This is a genomic window from Bacillus sp. FSL R10-2780, assembly GCF_038006125.1.
Lineage (GTDB): Bacteria > Bacillota > Bacilli > Bacillales > Bacillaceae_G > Bacillus_A > Bacillus_A cereus_U.
The window spans coordinates 2,117,110-2,138,011 of sequence record NZ_JBBOUQ010000001.1 but is presented as its reverse complement, the minus strand read 5'-3'; the positions used below and the strand labels follow the sequence as shown (position 1 = coordinate 2,138,011).

Sequence of the window (20,902 nt, the reverse complement as noted above, 5' to 3'; positions counted from 1 at the left end):
TAGTAAACTCCTCTCCATATATGTGGAATTTTGTTGGACAACGTACACAGTATAGCATCATTATTATTAATTCTTCACTTCTAACAACCGGTAAGATTGTTACGTTTAGTATTTCTGAGGAGAGGGAAAATGAATATTCCCTATATGTTAGACTAATGAAAAGGAGTGGGAAATATGAGACATAAAATGGGACTATATAATGAGCCTTTTCAATCTATTTATTCGGGTAAAAAAGTATTTGAAGTTAGATTGTATGATAAAAAGCGTCAACAAATAAAACATGGTGATGAAATTGTATTTACCAACCTTATGACGGCAGAAACAATTATTGTAAAGGTAACAGAGGTAAAGCGATACGAGAGTTTTAAGGAAATGTACGAACAAATTGATAAAAAATTATTTGACCGTGAAAATGTTAGCTTAGAGGAAATGTTAGAAAGTACATACAAAATCTATACGAAAGAACAAGAAAAAGAATGGGGAACAGTTGCGATTGGTGTTGAGGTAATAAAGTGAGAAGAAATCGCGGTGCAGCTATTATTGTACAGGACGGTAAAATCGCTCTTATAAAACGTGTTCGAGAAGGTGAGATGTATTTTGTTTTTCCAGGCGGGGGAATTGAAGAAGGAGAAACACCTGAAGAAGCAACGAAGCGAGAGATTTATGAAGAATTAGGGGTACATATACAAGGGGAGCATCTGATTGCAAAGGTGAAGTATAAAGGTACGGAGTATTATTATAATGCCCATATTATAGGTGGAGTTTTCGGAAGTGGTAAAGGCGAGGAGTTCGAGTTGAAAGATAGAGGGAGTTATATTCCTTTATGGATGCCGATAAATGAGTTGCCAAATGTAAATATAAAACCGTATGATGTGGCCCAAAGTGTATTCGATTATTATAGGAAATAAGGTCTGACAACATACAAAAAAAACCATTGACATAGCCTTCTGATTTAAGTATTGTATTCGAGTATGTTTATAATCAGGAGGTTTATATGAGCAATCAAACTACTACACATCATGTGAAAATGACAACAGCAGATCCATCTGGAATTGGTCTATTTGGATTAGCGATGGTAACACTTGTAGCATCATCTCAAAAGTTAGGCTTAACAGATGGCGTTTCACTTGTATTACCATGGGCAATCTTTTTAGGAGGATTTGCACAAATCTTTGCATGCATTCACGATGCAAAGCATAACAATACGTTCGGTACAACAGCATTTGGTGCGTACGGCCTATTTTGGTTAGGTGTTGGAATGACTTGGTTAATTCAACTTGGAGTATTTGGCGAAAAATTAGCCCAAACTGCAGATTCAAAACAGCTTGGTGTAGCCTTTATCGGATACTTGATTTTCACGATCTTTATGACAATTGGTGCAATGGAAACACATAAAGTATTATTTATGATTTTCGTCCTTATTGATTTCTTATTTATCGGTCTTTCATTAAGTACTTTAGGTGTTATGCCGCACGCAATGCATAATTTAGCAGCGTATTCTGAACTATGTATTTCATTATTATCTTTCTATGGTTCAGCAGCAGCTGTGTTAAATACACACTTCGAAAAAGTTGTATTACCAGTTGGAAAACCATTTGGTATTTTTAAAAAGTAATAAAAAGGAACAGATGATTGTATAGTCATCTGTTCTTTTTTTATGGAATAAAATATAATTGAAATTGATTCTCATTATTAATATAATGAGAATGAGAATCATTTATTGTAAAAGGGGGATGTCAAAGTGGCGAAAATTTTAATAGCGTATGCAAGTATGTCAGGGAATACAGAGAGTATTGCTGATTTAATTAAAGTAAGTTTAGATGCCTTTGATCATGAAGTAGTATTGCAAGAGATGGAAGGTATGGATGCTGAAGAATTATTAGCTTATGATGGAATCATTTTAGGATCTTATACGTGGGGTGATGGTGAATTACCATTTGAAGCGGAAGATTTCCATGATGAGTTAGAAAATATAGATTTAACGGGTAAAAAAGTGGCTGTTTTTGGATCAGGTGATACAGCGTATGAACTGTTTTGTGAAGCGGTAACGATATTTGAAGAACGTCTTGTAAAATGCGGGGCAGAACTTGTACAAGAAGGATTGAAAATTGAATTAGCTCCAGAAGATAAAGATGATGTTGAAAAATGCAGTGATTTTGCAATTGCTTTTGCCGAGAAGTTCTAGGAATGGGAGTGTCAACGTGGAAACAATGTTAAGTGCAACTGCTATTACAAAGTTAAGAGATGGGAAGCTTTTGTTAGCTACTACATATAATGGTTTATTCATTGAAAAAGATGGAGAATGGAAACAGGTTTTAACTGGTTTCCAAAAACGAATTCGAGATTTACATAGTGAAGGTAACGTAGTTTACGGAGTAGGAGACGAAGGAGTTTTTATTCGTAGTATGAATGGTGGAGAAACGTGGACGATCCAGCGCTTTCCAACGAAAGCAACGAGTTGGAATGTATGTAGTAATGAGAATGGAACAGTAATTGCTCATGGAGATAAAACACTGTATCATTCTAATAATTTTGGTTCCACATGGGAGACTATTCAGCCATTTCTTAATTACGGTAGCGAGGCACCATCTATTCGATCATTATTTTTATATAAACATTACTTATTTATCGGTACGAAAATACATACTAAATATGGTGGTGTTTGGCTTTTTGATTTAGAGACACGTAAATTAAAAAGGATTAAAATAGCGATGAATCAGATGATTTCTGCGTTGACTATACATAATTCCTATTTAGTATCGGCAAGTGGATCGTGCAAGGGAATTAGCGGGAATATTTCTTTTTGCAGAATAGATGAGAGTATCGAAAGTGATAAAATAGGTTGGCATACATGTCAAAGTGAACAAAAAGCGAGTAGTTATTTAGATTTAAGTGTGGATCAACATGTGTTATATACAACGTCAACGCAAAATAAGGCGGGAATTAGTACCGTTTGCCGTGTGCTTCTTGAAGAAGGAATTGTTACAGTATGTGATTCGGTTAAAGGGCATGGTTGGCGCATTGTTAATGAAAAAGAAGGCTATGTTGTAGCTGGATCAGGTGAATTAAAAGAGATGCAATGGAAGAAAAAAGCTGTATAGCTTAAAAAAACTTTACTTTTATTATATTGATATGATATAGTTACTTTAAACCATTTTACTTTTAATAATATAGAGATTTAAATGAGCTGTAACTTCCGAGGAGGATAGCAATGTTAAATCTCCTCGGGGGTTGCAGTTTTTTAATATATGATGTATTATTGTAAAGTGGTTGAAAATGAATATGTACATATAGGTACATTGTAGGAGGATTTTTTAAATGCAAAACGGTAAAGTAAAATGGTTTAACGCAGAAAAAGGTTTCGGTTTCATCGAGGTTGAAGGCGGAGAAGACGTATTCGTTCATTTCTCAGCTATCCAAGGCGACGGCTTCAAATCTTTAGAAGAAGGTCAAGAAGTTACTTTCGAAGTAGAACAAGGTAACCGTGGACCTCAAGCTACAAACGTAAACAAGAAGTAATTATGAAAAAAGAAGGGCTTGCCCTTCTTTTTTTTGCGTTTTTATTGAAGGTCCTCCTATTTATATGTGATAATAAGACTGAATTTTCGATTTATATTTAAATGTATTAAATGTATAAACTGCATGTATAAATAGATACTGAAAATAAAGTGAAGCTGTTAATTAGGCTTTTCATATTAATAGGAATTAGAAAGAGGTATACAAATTGAAAAACGCTACACACTTCATTGTGTTTGATATTGAAAGGAATTTTAGGCCGTATAAATCAGAAGATCCGTCAGAAATAGTTGATATTGGAGCTGTAAAAATAGATGTGAGTACAATGAAGGTTATTGGAGAATTTTCAGAGTTAGTAAAACCAAGTGCCCCATTAACTCGTCATACAACAAAATTAACTGGAATTACAAAGAAAGATTTAATTGGTGCAGAGAAATTCCCTCAAATTATAGAGAAATTTATTCAGTTCATCGGAGAAGATTCTATATTTATTTCATGGGGAAAAGAAGATTATCGTTTTCTATCTCAAGATTGTACATTATACGGTATAGAATGCCCATGTATGGAAAAAGAGAGCAGATTTGATGTGCAAAAATTTGTTTTCCAGGCATATGAAGAATTATTTGAGCATACACCAAGTTTACAATTTGCAGTGGAGCAGCTCGGTTTAACATGGGAAGGTAGGCAACATCGTGCTTTCGCAGATGCTGAGAATACAGCGAATATATTTCTTAAAGCATATAGTGAGAGAGATATTAATAAGCGATACAAGAGACATGGTGAGCTTGAACTTGTAAAGAACGGAAAACTAACAGAAAAAGCGAAAAAAAGGATGCGAAAATGGGTGTTTAAAGAACTGAGAAAAAATACAGAGCGTCCTTTTGTATGGAGTGTATTTGAAAGTAGTGACACGTGGGAAAGTATAACGGAAAGATATTATATAAGTGAATCTGCAGTAGAACTTCTGAAGAAACACTTTCCTACGGCGGTTAGAAAGGCGGAAAGGCAGCTTAGGTATTTGGCTGAGATGAAGAAGGTGGAGGAAGAGGGAAAGGTAACGTAAATGTATTAAGGTAGCTAAGGCTAGTCCTTGTTATGAGGAGAATTTATTAGTGAGCAATGTAAAAACTCCTATTCCATTTATAGATATAGGAGTTTTTTAGTATTTACTTTTTAAGTGAGTTGATCATTCTTTATATTCTCGAATAAACTCACTTACATTATCTGAAAGAAGAAAATGTAAAGACGCCGTGATAGTAGATATATCCCAGTCCCACCAGGAAATTTGTTGAAGTTCTTCAATTACTTCTGGTGAGAAGCGATACCGAACCAACTTTGACTCCAGACATAATCATAGCGCCACTGCCTATCCAAACGTCATGACCAATGATTACATCGCCCTTAGTTTTGGGATGACCGCTAAACCCCGCACCCACGGGAACTTTTGCATTAAATGGATAGGTACTAATCCAATCTGTTCTGTGTTCGCCACCTAAAAAGACTGTTACATGGTCGGCTATGGAACAAAACTTACCTAATTTAAGCGAAGCTCCTTCTCCCCAAGTGCGAACATTAAGGTCACCATATGACCAATCTCCTATTTCATACGAAGCAAGCTGTGGATTTTGATTTAAGAACAAAACCCTGCACCTCCCAAATAGATATATTATCTTATGTATATGGGTTTAGAGGGGGGGGGAAGTAGCAAATTGTAAAATTAAATCGATAAAATGATATCTTGTTTCTTTAAATCACACAAACATATTAGTATCCCTATTTCTTTTCAATCCGCTCAATCACGTCTTGCAATTCATCCGGCTTCAAAAACTCAAATAGTAGAAAGTGTTAGTACCCATATACTTTTAGTGACCACCAAATAGACACGTAAATGTGACCAAAATAAAAGAGCGCTTGTTCACAGCGCTCAGTTAAAAATAGTTATATGGAAGCATTTATTCAGTGATAGAACCGAAAATTTAAGTACTGTATGGTCACGCGTGTAGACACATAATTGTTATTTTAGTTGCCTTTTTACATTATTCTATTCGATTTCTCCTGAGCCATAACTATACTGCTGCTTATTCTCAATCCGCTCAATCACATCTTGCAATTCATCCGGCTTCAAAAACTCAATTGGAGAGAATCCTTTTTCGAACGTAAGTGTGTCTGCTTCAATCATTAATACATATCGGTCGTTTACCTTTGCAATATGTATTAGGTCTCCGAAATCAGCAAGTAGAGCCTTCACAGAGATATGATCCGCTTTTAGCTTTAATTCTACTTCAGGGGCGTGCTCGACGATTTGAGCAGTGGCTTCCATTACTTCTTCGGTTGAAAATTGTTCCATAATTTCACGCTTTGGACTAGCAGCCCATACTTCCATCGCTTGGTCGAATTGTTCGCGTTCTTCTGTACCTTCTTCAAAGACGTCTTCAATTTGGTCATATACCATGTCCATTACTTGTGTTTTCATAATTTCAGGCATAGAGCGTTCATACTCGACGAATTTTAAGAAGTCTTCAAAGTAGCGTGCGTGTGATGCTTGGTGTATTTTTAATTCGCCTACTTCGACCATGCCTTCTTCAGGCATGTATGGGTATTGGATAGATTTCATATTCTTTGTTGTGATGGCCATTTCAACGTTACGAATAAGCGTTGATTCATCAGAAATGGAAGCAACCTTTGGTTCGAAGTCACATTTCATTACGAATACGAATGGATCATCAAAGTATTTGCGTAGTTTTGCTTGAGCGATTAAAAATACACCACCACGTACAGCGCTTGTGTCAAGATATGTATAAACGAGAGGTTCGCTCATATCTTTGAAGTTTTCTTTTGTTTCTGCAAAGCGAATACGATTAAATAAGTTGTAATGAGGGTTTGAATCGAGTTCATGCCCTTCTTCTACAATAAAGCGACCAATCTTTGTTGGGGCTTGTTCTGTTTTTGCGTGACGTTCTACTTTTCGCTTTGAAATTTTTAATAATTCACCATTCAAAAATTCTTTTAAAGAGCTATCTTCATACTCTTCAGCGTCTAATGTTTGAAAATGTTTATAGCGTTTATCAACTGCTTCACCTTTTCCTTCTACTTGTACTACATAAAAGGAAAGAAAATTTATTTCAAAATCCATATTTATCACCTTGTTTCATTTCATTAACTCTTATCAGTATAGAGATGGAAAAAACTTTCGTCAATTTATATAAGGAAGGGGGAGTCCCTTCCTTATATATTTGTTATTTTCGAAATTAAAATCCGTCTTCTAATGCTGAAAATGGAATGTTTAGTCTATTTTCTACTGTACGTAAACGCTGATTTAAGCGGTTTAGTCTACGAGTATGACGCTCAACTGTGTTTTCTAGTTGACGTACTCTTTGCTCAAGCTCATTTACTCGTCGTTCTAGTTGACGGTTTCCGGTGCCAGGAAAAGAGATTGGAAGTTGAAATTGTCTATTTGGATCATATGGATTAACTTGCTCTGCTTGATCTATATATTGTTGGTATTGTGCTTGTAAATCATACTGAGGTTGGTAACCATATTGGTTATATGGATCATAAGGATTGTAGGGATACATAAAAACTCCTCCATTTCTTAAAGGTGGGTTGAATTCATCATAATGTATGTGCGAAAGCGGAGTAGTGGCACGGCAAATACCTATATACGCTGAAGTGAATGATTGTTTTTACCTATAAAAGCTCGGTTTAAGTTGTTTAATAATGATCACATATGAGAAAGTGGTATTACGGTTTTTGAAGTATGTAGGTGACTAGAGAGGTGAAATGAAAGGGTTTTACATTTGTATTTCATCTGTTGAATGGTATATACTGGATAGAGATAGGTTACATAAAAGTTACAATCTTATCAAACTCAAAAATTTATATAAATATGTATAGACATTTACAAAAGAAAAGAGTAATTTAAATAGAGTAAAAAATAACTTGTAACATTTTCTAAATATATTGTAAAATGATTGTAACAAAACATACATAAAAATGAAATAATACATAAGAAATAATGTTGGGGAAAAGGAGAGAGTATATTGTTCCGAAAAATAAAGGGTATATTAGTAGGGGTGCTATGTGTAGCTGTAGTAAGTGGTTGTGGAACAAAAGTAAGTGATGTGGCATTAGTAAGTGATTTTGGTGGGAACGTTGTAGAGGCCAAGGCTGATGTACAGGATTCAATTAGCTTAGTGGATGGGCGTACTGGTACTGAAGTGAAGAAAATAGACTTATCGAGCTTAGGGTATTTTGAAGATGAGGCGAAATTCAAAAAATCGGTAACGAAGGTTGCAGGTGAAGTTGGGAAAAGCGTTGACAAAAAGATGGTCCCTTCACGTATAGCGCCTGATGGATCATGGCAAGAAGGAAAGCCTTCTTATGAATTAATGGAAAAAGAATTAGTAGACAAATTATTAAATGTAGGTATGTGGGATTCTTCATATCAGTTACCTATCGTTGAGAAAAAGCCTACCGCAACATTAAGTGATGCGCAAGGAAGTGGCACGGTAATTGGTAGATATGAAACGAATTTAGGTGGCTCAGCAGGTGGCCGTATTGAGAATATTCGTTTGTCAGCAGCGAGCATAAATGGAGTTGTATTAGCAAAAGGAGACAGTTTCTCTTTTAATGCATTAATCGGTGATACAACGCCAGATAAAGGATATCAATTAGGTAAAGAAATTGTAGATGGTAAATTAGTAGATGGTTATGGTGGTGGCGTTTGTCAAACATCATCAACTCTATACAATGCAGCAGATCAAGCTGGTTTAAAAATGGTAGAGAGAACTACACATTCTAAAACAGTAGGTTATGTCCCGCAGGGAAGAGATGCTACAATTGCATACCCATATTTAGATTTAGTGTTTGAAAATACGAATGATGCTCCTGTTAAGCTTTATATGGGCATTCAGGGCGGAAAGTTAGTTGCAGAAGTACATAAGATGAAATAAATATTATAAGCTATAAAAATAAAAATGAAGCCATTATTTCTAAGTTTGATAGAAATAATGGCTTTTTGTGTATAGTTTATTAAGAATAGTAATTCCGAAGAAGAGTGGGATTTAATTCTTAGTTTTCCTATTGACATTGTTTTAATTTAGCTGTATTCTTCATAATAACAACTAAATAAATGGAAAAATTTATTAGTTTTCTTATCAAGAGAGGTGGAGGGACTGGCCCGGTGAAATCTCAGCAACAGGCTAAAAAAGCACTGTGCTAATTCCAGCAAACGTAAAAGGCGTTTGGGAGATGAAGGGAAATGGATTAACATTCAACTCTTCTTATATGTGTAAGAAGAGTTTTTTGTTTAGAGAGGGGGGATAGGGTGAAATTTGATGTAACGTATTTTTTAGAAAGTTTTCCGCAATTATTTAAATATGTATACATAACTTTAGGGATTACTGTTGTTTCAATGATTATTTCTTTCGTTATAGGAGTGGGCTTGGCAATCATTACAAAAAATAAAACGAAATTTTTATATCCAATTGTCAGGGTGTATATTTCTTTCTTTAGAGGAACACCGTTATTAGTTCAATTGTTTGTGCTGTATTTCGGATTGCCACAAATTTTCCCGACTTTTACAGTGCTTACAGCTATGCAAGCAACTTTAATTGGTCTCAGTTTAAATAATGCTGCTTATTTGTCAGAAATCATTCGAGGTTCATTAAATGCTGTAGAATCAGGACAAATGGATGCTTGTTTATCAGTTGGAATGACAAAGGCACAAGCGATGCGACAAATTATCTTTCCGCAGGCTATTCGTGTAGCAGTGCCGGCACTTGGAAATAATTTTGTCGGATTGTTAAAAGAATCTTCGTTATCTTTTGCACTTGGAGTGGCTGAAATATTAGCACAAGCGAAAATGCTAGCTGCGCAATCGTATCGTTATATGGAAAGTTATTTAGCGGTAGCGATTGTGTATTGGATTATTACAATCGTAATCAGCTGGGGGCAGAAAAAGTTGGAGAAGAAACTTGATGCACCGTATTTATAAGAGAAATGAGGTGATATATGTGATTGAGCTAAAAGATTTGTATAAGTCTTACAAACATAATGAAGTGCTGAAAGGAATCTCACTTACTGTCAAAAAAGGGGAAGTGGTAGTAGTCATTGGACCTTCTGGTTCAGGGAAATCGACATTACTACGATGTTTAAATTTATTAGAACAACCGGATGATGGCAGTATTAGAATTGAAGATTTAGAGATTCATACGAAAAAACTTTATCAAAAAGAAATAATAAAATTACGCAAAAAAACAGCAATGGTTTTTCAAAACTATAATTTATTTAAAAATAAAACAGCATTGCAAAATATTACAACACCATTAACGGTTGTGCAGAAAAAGAGTGACGAAGAGGCAAAGAGAATAGCGAGAGAAATATTAAAACAAGTAGGCTTAGCTGATAAAGAAAATTTTTATCCGACAATGTTATCAGGTGGGCAACAGCAAAGGATAGGGATTGCTAGGGCAATGGCTTTAAATCCAGCTGTATTATTGTTTGATGAACCGACTTCAGCGCTTGATCCAGAATTAGTGAATGAGGTATTGCTAGTTATTAAAGATTTGGCAAGACAACATATAACGATGGTTATTGTTACACATGAAATGAATTTTGCAAAAGAGGTGGCGGATCGTATTATATTTATGGCTGATGGAATTATCGTAGAGCAGGGAACACCAGAAGAGATTTTCCGAAACCCACAAAATGAACGTACGAAAAAGTTTTTAAGACAATTAAATGCTTCTGAAGAAGGCAATCATTTCGTTATTTAGGAGGAAGGGTTATGAGGAAATCATCATTATTACTAACATTAGCATTAACAGTATCAGTTGGAGTTTTGTCTGCTTGTGGTTTGGATACAGCAAGTAAAAAGACAGATGAAAAAGTAGTGAAAGTTGGGACCTCTGCAGGTCGTAGCCCATTTATATTTAAAGAAGGTGAGAAAGTAAAAGGGTTTGACGCTGAAATTATTGAAGCAGCTGCTAAAAAGGCTGGATATAAAGTGGAATGGAATGTTTCTGATTTTGAAGGATTATTCGGTTTATTAGATTCAGGCCGTATTGATACGATTGCAAATGAACTATCAGTTTCTCCGGAAAGAAAAAAGAAATATGACTTTTCAATTCCATATGTGTATTCAGGCTCTGTTTTCGCGGTGAAGAAAGATAATAAAACAATTAAGTCGCTAGAAGATTTAAAAGGAAAGACGGTAGGAGTTGGGCTTGGCACAGCAGGAGAACAAGAGTTAAAAGCATTAAACAAAGATAATGCCTTTACAATTAAAACGTTCTCAGAAGATCCAACAGCGGAATTGAATGAAGTAGGGCTGGGGCGTGTCGATGCTTATTATAATGATAAAGTTCAAGTGGAAACAACAATCACGAAGGCGAAACTAGATAATGTGAAAGTGGGATTTGGTCCACTTGAATGGGGAGAGATCGCATTTCCATTTGCAAAAAAGAGTGAAAAGTTAGAAGATATAAATAAGGCGCTAAAAGAATTAGAACAAGATGGAACATTAAGCGAAATATCGAAAAAATGGCTAAAAGTTGATGCTACAAAAAAACAAAATTAAGGTGTATTCGTTGAATAGGGCTATTGCCTATCAACTTATATAAAAAACTAAAGGATACTGGAGAGGAAGTTATTCATGGTACAAATTCATCCAAAAACACGTATTGGTCATGTTGAATTTAAAGTGAAAGATTTAGAGCGTCAAATCGCTTTTTATGAGAATGTAGTAGGCTTAGAAGTAATTAAGCAAGAGGGGAATAAAGCATATTTAGCAGGAAAAGGTGGTAAGAATACGCTACTTGTACTTGAGCAGTTAGAAGATGCAGCGCTTCAAGAACCACGTACGACGGGTATATATCATATCGCCTTTTTAGTTCCGACTCGTGAGGCTTTTGCTTCGGCATTATTTGGTGTGATTCGTAATAAGAACGTAATTGATAGTCCAGCTGAGCAAGAAGGGCGTTATACATATTCAAATGAGATTTTACCAATTTCAAGATTTAATAGCGCAAGTGATCATACGTATAGCGAAGCGTTTTATTTACAAGATTTAGAGGGGAACGGTATCGAGATTTATGCGGACCGTCCGCGTGATCAGTGGGGAGAAGGGCCAGGAGGAAGTACGCCACTTGATTTAAAAGAATTAGCAACGCTCGTTAATTATGAGTTTGATGGATTACCTGCTGACACTATCGTTGGGCACGTACATTTACGAATAGCTGATGTAGAGAAGTCACACGAGTTTTATGTAGAAACAGTAGGCTTTGAAGTGCAACAGCGTGAAGATGATTGCTTATTTATTTCGGCAGGTGGGTATCATCACCATATCGGTGCAAATACTTGGAACGGGGTAAATAACCCGCACCCACCAGCACATACAACTGGATTAAAAGTATATACCATTGTACTACCACACAAAGAAGCGTTAGATGAAGTGAAAGAAAGATTAATAGAAAAACAACATGAAATAAATGAAACTACAAATGGATTTACAGTAGTAGACCCAAGTGGTATTACAGTGCAGTTTGAAATAGAAGTAGTATAAAACAAGCCAGAAAGTGTGTAATCACTTTCTGGCTTGTTTTTGATTATTTAGAGCTCAATCCAATACCTTCTCACAACATTACCATCTTCTTCAGTGAAATCTTCATCACGGAGACCGCCGTTATGTAAAATCGTTTTCTCTGAAGCTGTATTCACTTCATCGCAAACGACAAGTGCTTTCGTAATGCTTAATTCCTTCGTTTTCTCTAATGACAACTCGAGTAGCTTCGTAGCATATCCTTTTTTTCTTTCAGAAGGGCGAATGCCATAACCGATATGGCCGCCAGCATTAAATAAATGCTCCGTCAAACTATGACGAATATTAACTGCTCCCAAAACTTTATTTTCATTTGTAATGAGCCAATAAGTAGAATCTGGTACCCATGTTTTAGGTATATTTATTCCGTTATGTGCGTCGTGTAATTCTTGAATCATTGCCGTGAAATTAGAAGGGTCTTTTGAGATAACCCACGGAATCATTGTTTCGCCGCTATTTTTCCATTCGTTATAAAAATCTAAGTATTCTTCTTGTAAATCGGTAGTAGGTGTAATTAAAGATACATTCATCGTTTGTAGGCTCCCTTTATTTATATTTTATTTCAACAAAATTTCAGTATAAAAAGAAAGTGATTTATAAATTTCTCAACCCCATTTCATATGCCATATTCAACTGAAAATAAGTTGCACGTTAAAGTTTAAGGAGTTTCGTATGAAAAGCAGGTAGTGTTATTTATGTTAATATTTAAAATATTAACATAAATCCATTGGGATATTAAATGTATTTTAATAAAATGCTTTTATTTTGATGGATAGATGCATGTGATAATTTTTGTTTTATCTATCTATAATGAAAGGAAATAAATTAGTAGGTAGTTACTATACGCATCCAGGGAAGTATTATTTACATGTATATCAGTACGGCGGGGGAACAGGGACTTATACGGTAGAAGTGAAATAGTAAAAGGGTCGCCGTGAATGGCGACCTTTTTTTATTATGCGTTATACCCAAATAATTTCAGATCTTCTTCTGAGTCTGAAATTATTTTCTCGAATCGTAATCCTACTTTTTCTAAAAGCTTTCCTGAAACAGTGTTATCTATAGAAGTAATTGCTACAATTCGTTTCATTCCTAGTTTTTGTACACCGTATTCCATTACCGCAGCAGCTGATTCATAGCCATATCCTTTGGAACGGAATTTTTCTAAAAAGGCGAAGCCGATATCAACGTCTTCTAATGAATCTCTTTTAATAAGACCACACATACCAAGTGGAGTAAGATCTTCTTTTCGTTCCACTAAGTAAAGACCAAAGCCCGTTTTATTATACATATCGACGGGTCCATTTAAGATGTAATTTTTTGCATCTTCTAAGTTTTTAACCCTTTTATCACCGATAAACTGAATCCATGCAGGATCGTTTACTAATTCGAGAATAAATGGAGCGTCCTTTATATCAAACCAGCGAAGAGTGAGTCGTTCAGTTTCAAGAACTATCAATCTATTGCACCCCCTTTAAAAGTTATAACAATTAGTATGGATTGTGCAAAATAAAAGTGCAAGTTATTTTTATTGAGAGTTACTTGTTCACATAAAGTTCGATTGTTTTGCATAGAAGGATATTTTATAATTAGGATTAACTGGAAAGAGTGAGATGCATATACAATGACTCCTAGGAAACTAGGAGTTTTTACTATATAACTATCATTATTACTAAATATGACACACTACACATTCTACTTAAGGAGGTACATAATGAAGAAATTATATAACGCATCGTTTACTTATTTAATTATTGGTTTACTATCAGGAATATTCGCTAGGGAGTACGGGGAATTTAAAGGGATAATAGGATCTACACTATTAAATCTTTTGCATACGCATACGTTAGTACTTGGCTTTTTCTTCTTTTTAATTGCTTTAGGATTAGCAAAAGTATTCGCTTTTCATGAAGTGAAAGGATTTAATAACTGGTTTATTTTACATAATATCGCATTAACTTTAATGTTAGGTTCGTTGGCAGCGAGAGGACTTCTTCAACTAAATGGAGCGGACTTTAAAGGGTTAACTTATATTGTAGGGTTCTCTCATTCTATGATGGCATTTACTTTAGTTTGGTTTATGATTTTGTTGAAGAAATCGTCTAAAATGTAGTTTTATAAAAAAGAACTTGTAGGGAATACTGCAAGTTCTTTTTTATATATAAAATTACATGAATCTTACTATTCTGATTACTTTGTATAAAAATGGTATAATTAATGCGGCGTAAATAATATAAAAGGAGAGTACGTAATGGAAATAACAATTGAACGTTTAGTAAATGAATTAAAGGATGTACTTCCTGAAGATCAAGTAGTGGTTAATAAGACAGTAAGAGAGTTACATAGTAAAGATGAATCTTACCATACTAGTAGTTTGCCGGATGTAGTTGTGTATCCAAAAACGGCTGAAGAAGTTAGCGAGATTATGAAAGTAGCGAGTCTGCATGGAAAGGCTGTCGTTCCATTTGGAGTAGGCTCCAGTTTAGAGGGCCATATAATTCCGTATGAAAAGGGGATTACGGTTGATTTTTCATTAATGAACAAAATACTTGAAATAAGAGAGAAAGATTTTCTTGTGAAAGTACAACCAGGAGTGACTCGTTCTCAGCTCAATAAAGAATTGAAAAAGTATGGTCTATTTTTTAGTGTAGATCCAGGCGCAGATGCAACGTTAGGAGGGATGGCTGCTACAAAAGCGAGCGGAACGACAGCGGTTAAGTATGGCGTAATGCGTGATCAAGTTCGTGATTTAGAAGTGGTACTTGCTGATGGACAAGTGATACATACTGGAAATTTAGCGGCGAAGTCATCATCAGGTTATCATTTAAATGGTATTTTCGTAGGATCAGAGGGTACGCTTGGATGCTTTACAGAGCTAACATTAAAAGTATACGGCATACCAGAACATGTTATGGCTGCGAGAGCATCGTTTCCAACTATAAATGATGCAGTAGAAGCTGTTATTAATATACTGCAAGCTGGTATTCCAATTGCGAGAATAGAGCTCGTTGATGAACTATCTATGAAACAAGTAAATCATTATAATGAAACAAATTACAGAGAAGAACCAACACTGTTTTTAGAGTTTCACGGAAATGAAGCAGGGCTAACGCAAGATATCGAGTTTACGAAGGAAATTGTTTTTGATCATAAATGTAAAGAAGTCGCTTTTGAAACTGAAACAGCGGCGAGAAATAAATTGTGGGATGCAAGACATAACTTAGCATACTCTTACGTTCATAGTTATCCTGGTAAAAAGCTAATGAGTACGGATGTTTGTGTTCCAATTTCAGAATTAGCTGGCGCAATACAACATGCGAAAGAGACATTAGATAAAGTTGGTCTTGTTGGTGGTATTCTTGGCCATGTAGGAGACGGGAATTTTCACGTGCTCTTAATGATTGATCCAAACGATAAAGATGAAGTGAAAAAAGCGGATGAAATAAACGAAAGTATAGTACTGTATGCTCTTAAGCGTGGCGGAACGTGTACAGGAGAGCATGGCGTTGGAATAGGGAAGCAGAAGTATCAAGAAGAAGAACATGGGGCTGCGCTTTTAGTAATGGAAAAAATAAAGAAAGCTCTTGATCCGCAAAATATTTTAAATCCGAATAAAATTTTTAAGTTAAAAGATAAGGAATGATGGAGTTTGGAGAAACGAATTATACACTTTGAAGGATTGGTCGTCTTATTAGCTGCGGTTTATATATATGCATTATGTGGATTTAGTTGGTTATTATTTATCGTATTACTTTTTGCGCCTGATTTAGCGATGGTGGCGTACGCTATTAACAAACGTGTCGGTGCACAAATTTATAATCTATTTCACACATATATCATATCAATATTACTTGTTTTAATAGGGGTCTATTTAAAGATGGATACGATTTTAATGATTGGTTTAATATGGACAGCACATATTGGAATGGATCGAATGCTTGGGTATGGATTGAAGTATGAGACGGATTTTAAGGATACGCATATTCAGAGGTTATAAAAGTGATTTGAGAAGGGTGGTCAATTGAAACAATTTATTACTGTTGAGAAATATAATACACAATGGGAAAGTGAATTTTGTAAATTACAGACGTTGATTAATAACGTAATGGAAGAACTCATTTTTTCTATAGAGCACGTTGGGAGTACATCTGTTAAAGGTCTTGCTTCTAAACCGATATTAGATGTCGATGTTGTAATAGAAGATTATGATGTTTTTCCTAAAGTAATAAAGAGGTTTGAAAAGATAGGATATTTTCATCAAGAAGAGTGGAGTTTTAAGGGGAGAGAGGCTTTTGGAAGAAAGGATCAATATGTTCCGAGGGACGGGAAGAATACAATTTGGATGAAACATCATTTATATGTATGTGATAAAAATAGTAAAGAGTTAAGAAGACATGTGGCGTTTCGTGATTATCTTCGTGGAAATCCAAACGTTGTTATTGAATATGGGAAGTTAAAGAAAGAGTTAGCAGAAACGGCGGAAAATCGCTCAAGTTATAGCTTGGGTAAAACAGAATTCATTGAAGCTGTATTAGAAAAAGCTATGAAGGATAGTTGAATAGAGGATTTTGTAATAGACTAAGGTGGCAAAGAAATACATTGCCACCTATTATTTTGAAAATAACTACTGACCTTATAAAACAATTACAATCTGTCCCTGCCAAATAATAAATCTTGTAAATATAATGGGGAATAAGAAGATAAGAAAAGAGGGAGCTTATGTACATACCAAAACATTTCACTATACAAGATGAAGAGAAGAAGTACGAAATTATTGAACAAAGTAGCTTTGCAACTTTATTTTCTCAACATAACGGAGCACCGTACGCAACGCATTTACCGTTATTTTTAAATAGGGAAATACTTACTTTATATGGTCATTTTGCACGTCCAAATGAGCAATGGAAAGATAGTGGAAATCAACAGGTGTTAGCTGTTTTTCAAGGGCCACATAGTTATATCTCTCCATCATGGTATGAAACAAATAAAGCAGTACCAACATGGAACTATGTTGCGTTGCATGTATATGGAGAGTTAGAAATCGTTGAAGATGAACAGGAATTAATAGATTCACTTCAAGACTTAGTACATAAATATGAAAATCCAAAGAGCACCTACTCACTGAACTATGTAGATCTGAATTATATGGAAGGATTAAGTAAGGGAATAGTTGGGTTTAAAATAAAGATAAATAAAATAGAAGGAAAAGCGAAGTTAAGTCAAAATCATTCTGTGGAGAGACGAGAATTAGTTATAGAAGAACTTGAGAAAGTTGGGAGTGAAGGGAGCAGGGGGATTGCTGATTTGATGAAAGAAATAGAGTGATTTCATATGAAACAAAGGGATATTTCTATTTTTGTAGAAATATCCCTTTGCTTGAAAGAAAAACTGCCTCCGTAGCTCTAGAAGGGAAGAGCGCTGGAAAACAGTGTAGAGCCGGGTCGCAAGGCAAAGGTTTCAGAAGCACCGAAAAGCAAATAAGCTGAGACAGGTGAAACTCCTGTCGGTGAAATTCCGTAGGGAAGCGTGTTCCCCTTAGCCTATGCTTACGAAAGGAGTGCGGGTTCGAATCCCGTCGGAGGCATATGGAAAGCACTGTATCAAAAAATATAAGATTATATTAACTACATAAGCATATTTAAAAAGACCTTCGATTAAGAAGGTCTTTTTAAAGTGTTTTCTCAGCAGTTGTTGGGTTGTAGTCTTTACTTACGCCAACGGATTTGAAAAAATCAGGTCTTTGTGGTGCGGGAGTGTCCCCGATGTTCAATGCAACATACCCTTGCTGTGTTTTTGGTGTTTCGGAAGTATGACCTAACCCAAGAGTTGTGATGCCCATAACAGCTAAGCCTATGATGCTCAATTTGATTTTTTTCATTATACCAAAGCTCCTTTTTCTTCATGTTTTTTTCTTGCTTGATTGGCCATATGGAAATACTTACTAGCTTTTATATGGTCTTCATTTTCATAAAATATATTTGCTAGAATATCGGTGTATTCTTGTATACACTCCCAAAGGTTTTCTATTTTAAAGTAAGAAATTCCTTCCAAAATTATCATTTCTAAATCATTAATAGGAGTTTTATTATTTAATGCTTTTAAAATCATGAAGCGATGTTGAAATTCTTTGTTTTCTAATTTATTAGAGATACTTAATCCTTTTTCTATAAATCCTTTAGATTGGGCATATTCGCCTAGTTTGTAGTATTCACGTGCTTCAATAAAAAGTGCTTTAAAATGATTTGGTTTTTTTGTTGTAACCTCTGAAATATGACGCATTGCTAAATCTGGAAGGTTTTGACTTGCATATAACCAAGCTAAATTGTGTCGCACTCTTAATGATAAAGTCTCTTCTGAATATTTCTGTAGAATATTTAATGCTGAATTGAGTCTTATTTCTGCTTGTTCAAATTGTTTTAAATCTATACAAGATAAACCAAAAATGTTATCACATAAAGCTACATTAATTTCATGGTTTATATGTTTTGAAAAAATCTCTTTAGCTTCATTTACAGTTTGAATTGCTACTAGTGGTTGATATGTTTGATAATAATAGGAAGCTAAGCGGTAGTTAAATTCAGCCTTCTCTAATTCGTCAGATGCGTGTATTAACAGCTTCTTAGCTTTCTCGAAGAGGTGTTTTGCCGTATTGTAGTCCCCAATAATTGTGTTGTGAATGGCTTTGAAAAAATGATAATGATAAGAAAGTAGGCCATTCTCTGGAAGTGGGAAAGAGTCAATTTTATTAAAGGCATCTTTAGTAATATTTAATCCATCTGTTAAAACGGTATATCTAAAATTAAAAAGTGAATAATATAATTGCAGGTTTGTATCTTCTTCTGAACCAGATATTCTATCCTCAATCTCTTTTTTTAGTTTTGTTGCATGGACAGTTTGATGTTGTAATATAGCTAAATACCATTCATTAAATAGTTTTGTAACTTGTTCATTACCTTGTAATTGAACGTTCATAAAATCCCCTCGCTTTTTGAATATTCTTATAAAATATATTATCAAAAATAACAATATTTAGAAATGGGGTTTTATATTTCTCAATATTTGTTTAGTAGATTTACTATTAAAAAATTGGAATAAAACTAGTTTTGTTTTTTAGTTTAAGATAGGGGGAGTGAAATATAGTAAGGATAACTACAATCTGCTTCAGTGCATCTTTTTGAAAGGGAAGTGTATAAAAAAGGTGTGTTCACACAATTTGTATGAACACACCTTTTTACATATTAAACAATCACGTCCCACAAAAAGTACGATAAGGGCGATTAGTCGGCGCTGGAGGCGTGCAGTAATCCGCTTGTTCTTGAGAATATTCATAAGGATTTGCTAAAGCTTGAAGAAGTTTCTCCATTACGCTATAGTCTCCATCTTTAACAGCTGCTTCTAGTGCTTCTTCTACTCTGTGGTTGCGAGGGATGATTACTGGGTTGTTATTTTTCATTAATTTGTATGCATCATCTTTCGATTCTTTTTGTCTTTCTAACCGAGATTGCCATAGCTCGTACCATTCTTTAAATTCGGGACTTTCAAATAAAGGTGCATTTTCTAATGTAGTGTCAGTTAATGCACGGAATGTATTTGTATAATCTGCTTTATATTTTTCCATTGCTTTTAAAAGTTTCTCAATAAGTGATTGATCTTGCTCTTCATTGCTAAATAGTCCTAATTTCTTCTTCATTCCGAGGAACCAATTGTTTTCGTACTGCACACTGAACTTTGAAATTTCATCTTGTGCAATCTTTAGCGCTTCTTCTTCATCTTCGTGTAGAATCGGCATTAAAGATTCAGCTAATCGTGCAAGGTCCCATGCAGCCATATACGGCTGATTTCCATATGCGTAGCGACCTTTTACATCAATAGAGCTAAATACTGTTCCTTGGTCATAACTATCCATAAAGGCACAAGGACCGTAATCAATCGTTTCACCGCTAATCGTTATATTGTCAGTGTTCATTACGCCGTGAATGAAGCCGACGAGTTGCCATTTGGCGATGAGGCTTGCTTGTCTCTTAATAACTTCTTGTAGTAATGAAACGTATGGATTTTCAGTAGATTCAATTTCTGGATAATGTCTTTTTATCGTATAGTCAGCTAACGCTTTGAGATCCTCGATTGAGCCGCGAGCTGCCGCGTATTGGAATGTTCCAACACGTATATGACTACTTGCAATCCTTGTTAAAATAGCTCCAGGTAGCTTTGTTTCGCGATAGATTGGTTCGCCAGTTGAGACTACTGCTAAACTGCGAGTAGTTGGAATATCAAGTGCGTACATTGCTTCGCTAATAATATACTCGCGTAGCATTGGACCGAGTGCAGCACGGCCATCACCGCGGCGTGAATATGGAGTAGGGCCAGAACCTTTCAATTGAATATCAAAGCGTTCGCCTGAAGGAGTAATTTGTTCTCCAATTAAAAGGGCACGACCATCTCCTAACATGTTGAAATGACCAAATTGGTGTCCAGCATATGCCTGAGCTAGTGGATGAGCTCCTTTTGGAATAGTATTACCAGCTAAAATGGCAATTTCAGCGTCCTTTTTTAGTTCCTCAGGATTAAAGCCAAGAGATATTGCTAAAGAATTATTTAGTTTAATTAACTCCGGTGAGCGTACAGGAGTTGGGGGGATTTCGGTGAAAAATGATTTGGGCAGGTCAGTATAACTACTCTCTAAATTCCAAGCAGTTTCGTTTTTATTAGTCATCGTATCTCCTCCTTTTTGTGTGTTTTTGAAATTTGAATTGTAATTGGTTTTTAATTATTTTCTTGTACTTATAT

At 35.2% G+C, this 20,902-nt stretch carries 24 protein-coding genes, 1 pseudogene and 1 riboswitch; of the genes and pseudogenes, 17 read left to right on the top strand and 8 right to left on the bottom strand.

Annotation, left to right across the window (positions count from 1 at the left end; all coding sequences use genetic code 11):
- Window positions 1-174 precede the first annotated feature (174 nt).
- The 7 genes from NSQ47_RS11150 (at window position 175) to NSQ47_RS11120 (ending at window position 4,579) form a co-directional block, all read left to right on the top strand.
- Window positions 175-516: an ASCH domain-containing protein gene (locus NSQ47_RS11150; RefSeq protein WP_016105802.1), complete on the top strand. Its 342-nt coding sequence runs from the start codon at window positions 175-177 to the stop codon at window positions 514-516.
- A complete protein-coding gene (locus tag NSQ47_RS11145) occupies window positions 513-908 on the top strand; it encodes an NUDIX hydrolase (RefSeq protein WP_341036913.1) in 396 nt (131 codons plus the stop codon). The genes NSQ47_RS11150 and NSQ47_RS11145 overlap by 4 nt, the downstream gene beginning before the upstream one ends.
- Window positions 909-994: 86 nt before the next feature.
- A complete protein-coding gene (locus tag NSQ47_RS11140) occupies window positions 995-1,615 on the top strand; it encodes an acetate uptake transporter (protein ID WP_002111076.1) in 621 nt (206 codons plus the stop codon).
- 126 nt (window positions 1,616-1,741) lie between these two features.
- On the top strand, window positions 1,742-2,185 hold the full coding sequence (locus tag NSQ47_RS11135; protein WP_002160966.1) for a flavodoxin: 444 nt from the start codon (window positions 1,742-1,744) through the stop codon (window positions 2,183-2,185).
- Between the two features lie 16 nt (window positions 2,186-2,201).
- Window positions 2,202-3,101 carry a WD40/YVTN/BNR-like repeat-containing protein gene (locus tag NSQ47_RS11130; protein WP_078174150.1) on the top strand — a complete coding sequence of 300 codons (900 nt, stop codon included), beginning with the start codon at window positions 2,202-2,204 and terminating at the stop codon, window positions 3,099-3,101.
- Between the two features lie 217 nt (window positions 3,102-3,318).
- Window positions 3,319-3,519 carry a cold shock-like protein CspB gene (cspB, locus tag NSQ47_RS11125; RefSeq protein ID WP_001179147.1) on the top strand — a complete coding sequence of 67 codons (201 nt, stop codon included), beginning with the start codon at window positions 3,319-3,321 and terminating at the stop codon, window positions 3,517-3,519.
- Between the two features lie 205 nt (window positions 3,520-3,724).
- Window positions 3,725-4,579 carry an exonuclease gene (locus NSQ47_RS11120; protein WP_341036911.1) on the top strand — a complete coding sequence of 285 codons (855 nt, stop codon included), beginning with the start codon at window positions 3,725-3,727 and terminating at the stop codon, window positions 4,577-4,579.
- A gap of 123 nt (window positions 4,580-4,702) precedes the next feature.
- Here NSQ47_RS11120 and NSQ47_RS11115 read toward each other — a convergent pair.
- From NSQ47_RS11115 to NSQ47_RS11105, 3 genes and pseudogenes are all read right to left on the bottom strand, one after another.
- Window positions 4,703-5,156 (bottom strand): annotated as a pseudogene (locus NSQ47_RS11115) (CatB-related O-acetyltransferase).
- Between the two features lie 401 nt (window positions 5,157-5,557).
- Complete coding sequence (locus NSQ47_RS11110) at window positions 5,558-6,649, bottom strand: DUF3900 domain-containing protein (protein WP_016105799.1); 1,092 nt, start codon at window positions 6,647-6,649, stop codon at window positions 5,558-5,560.
- Window positions 6,650-6,764: 115 nt separating this feature from the next.
- Window positions 6,765-7,091, bottom strand: coding sequence for a hypothetical protein (locus NSQ47_RS11105; protein ID WP_002111071.1), 327 nt, complete (start codon window positions 7,089-7,091; stop codon window positions 6,765-6,767).
- A gap of 465 nt (window positions 7,092-7,556) precedes the next feature.
- On the opposite strand from NSQ47_RS11105, the gene NSQ47_RS11100 reads away from it, so the two are divergent.
- The 5 genes from NSQ47_RS11100 to NSQ47_RS11080 all read left to right on the top strand — a co-directional run bounded on the left by NSQ47_RS11100 (window position 7,557) and on the right by NSQ47_RS11080 (window position 12,079).
- Window positions 7,557-8,468 (top strand): VanW family protein, encoded by a 912-nt coding sequence (locus NSQ47_RS11100; RefSeq protein ID WP_002111070.1) that lies wholly within the window; start codon window positions 7,557-7,559, stop codon window positions 8,466-8,468.
- 198 nt (window positions 8,469-8,666) lie between these two features.
- Window positions 8,667-8,773: riboswitch (SAM riboswitch) on the top strand.
- A 69-nt stretch (window positions 8,774-8,842) separates the two neighbouring features.
- The gene (locus NSQ47_RS11095) at window positions 8,843-9,511 is read left to right on the top strand and encodes an amino acid ABC transporter permease (protein ID WP_002199730.1); all 669 of its coding nucleotides are present in this window, start codon (window positions 8,843-8,845) and stop codon (window positions 9,509-9,511) included.
- Window positions 9,512-9,530: 19 nt separating this feature from the next.
- Complete coding sequence (locus tag NSQ47_RS11090) at window positions 9,531-10,292, top strand: amino acid ABC transporter ATP-binding protein (protein ID WP_215579198.1); 762 nt, start codon at window positions 9,531-9,533, stop codon at window positions 10,290-10,292.
- Between the two features lie 11 nt (window positions 10,293-10,303).
- Window positions 10,304-11,095, top strand: coding sequence for an amino acid ABC transporter substrate-binding protein (locus NSQ47_RS11085; protein ID WP_215579196.1), 792 nt, complete (start codon window positions 10,304-10,306; stop codon window positions 11,093-11,095).
- Between the two features lie 75 nt (window positions 11,096-11,170).
- Window positions 11,171-12,079 carry a VOC family protein gene (locus NSQ47_RS11080; protein ID WP_341036908.1) on the top strand — a complete coding sequence of 303 codons (909 nt, stop codon included), beginning with the start codon at window positions 11,171-11,173 and terminating at the stop codon, window positions 12,077-12,079.
- A 47-nt stretch (window positions 12,080-12,126) separates the two neighbouring features.
- Here the strand turns inward: NSQ47_RS11080 and NSQ47_RS11075 are convergent, their stop codons facing one another.
- Together NSQ47_RS11075 and NSQ47_RS11070 are read right to left on the bottom strand one after the other, a co-directional pair.
- Entirely contained in the window at window positions 12,127-12,645 is a 519-nt protein-coding gene (locus NSQ47_RS11075) for a GNAT family N-acetyltransferase (RefSeq protein WP_002111067.1), read from the bottom strand.
- Window positions 12,646-13,070: 425 nt separating this feature from the next.
- Window positions 13,071-13,574, bottom strand: a complete 504-nt coding sequence (locus tag NSQ47_RS11070) for a GNAT family N-acetyltransferase (RefSeq protein WP_341036907.1) — start codon at window positions 13,572-13,574, stop codon at window positions 13,071-13,073.
- Between the two features lie 255 nt (window positions 13,575-13,829).
- Between NSQ47_RS11070 and NSQ47_RS11065 the strand changes: the two genes are divergently transcribed.
- The 5 genes from NSQ47_RS11065 (at window position 13,830) to NSQ47_RS11045 (ending at window position 17,440) form a co-directional block, all read left to right on the top strand.
- A complete protein-coding gene (locus NSQ47_RS11065; RefSeq protein WP_341036906.1) occupies window positions 13,830-14,228 on the top strand; it encodes a DUF2871 family protein in 399 nt (132 codons plus the stop codon).
- Between the two features lie 138 nt (window positions 14,229-14,366).
- Window positions 14,367-15,758 (top strand): FAD-binding oxidoreductase, encoded by a 1,392-nt coding sequence (locus NSQ47_RS11060; protein ID WP_341036905.1) that lies wholly within the window; start codon window positions 14,367-14,369, stop codon window positions 15,756-15,758.
- A 6-nt stretch (window positions 15,759-15,764) separates the two neighbouring features.
- A complete protein-coding gene (locus NSQ47_RS11055) occupies window positions 15,765-16,112 on the top strand; it encodes a DUF4260 domain-containing protein (RefSeq protein ID WP_341036904.1) in 348 nt (115 codons plus the stop codon).
- A gap of 24 nt (window positions 16,113-16,136) precedes the next feature.
- Window positions 16,137-16,673 (top strand): GrpB family protein, encoded by a 537-nt coding sequence (locus NSQ47_RS11050; RefSeq protein WP_341036903.1) that lies wholly within the window; start codon window positions 16,137-16,139, stop codon window positions 16,671-16,673.
- A gap of 161 nt (window positions 16,674-16,834) precedes the next feature.
- A complete protein-coding gene (locus tag NSQ47_RS11045) occupies window positions 16,835-17,440 on the top strand; it encodes an FMN-binding negative transcriptional regulator (protein ID WP_341036902.1) in 606 nt (201 codons plus the stop codon).
- Window positions 17,441-17,783: 343 nt separating this feature from the next.
- On the opposite strand, the gene NSQ47_RS11040 is transcribed toward NSQ47_RS11045, so the two are convergent.
- From NSQ47_RS11040 to NSQ47_RS11030, 3 genes are all read right to left on the bottom strand, one after another.
- A complete protein-coding gene (locus tag NSQ47_RS11040) occupies window positions 17,784-17,993 on the bottom strand; it encodes a hypothetical protein (RefSeq protein ID WP_070170482.1) in 210 nt (69 codons plus the stop codon).
- A complete protein-coding gene (locus NSQ47_RS11035) occupies window positions 17,993-19,087 on the bottom strand; it encodes a response regulator aspartate phosphatase (protein WP_341036901.1) in 1,095 nt (364 codons plus the stop codon). Before NSQ47_RS11035 ends, NSQ47_RS11040 begins: the two co-directional genes overlap by 1 nt.
- A 274-nt stretch (window positions 19,088-19,361) precedes the next feature.
- Entirely contained in the window at window positions 19,362-20,828 is a 1,467-nt protein-coding gene (locus tag NSQ47_RS11030) for a protein adenylyltransferase SelO (protein ID WP_341036900.1), read from the bottom strand.
- Window positions 20,829-20,902 lie beyond the last annotated feature (74 nt).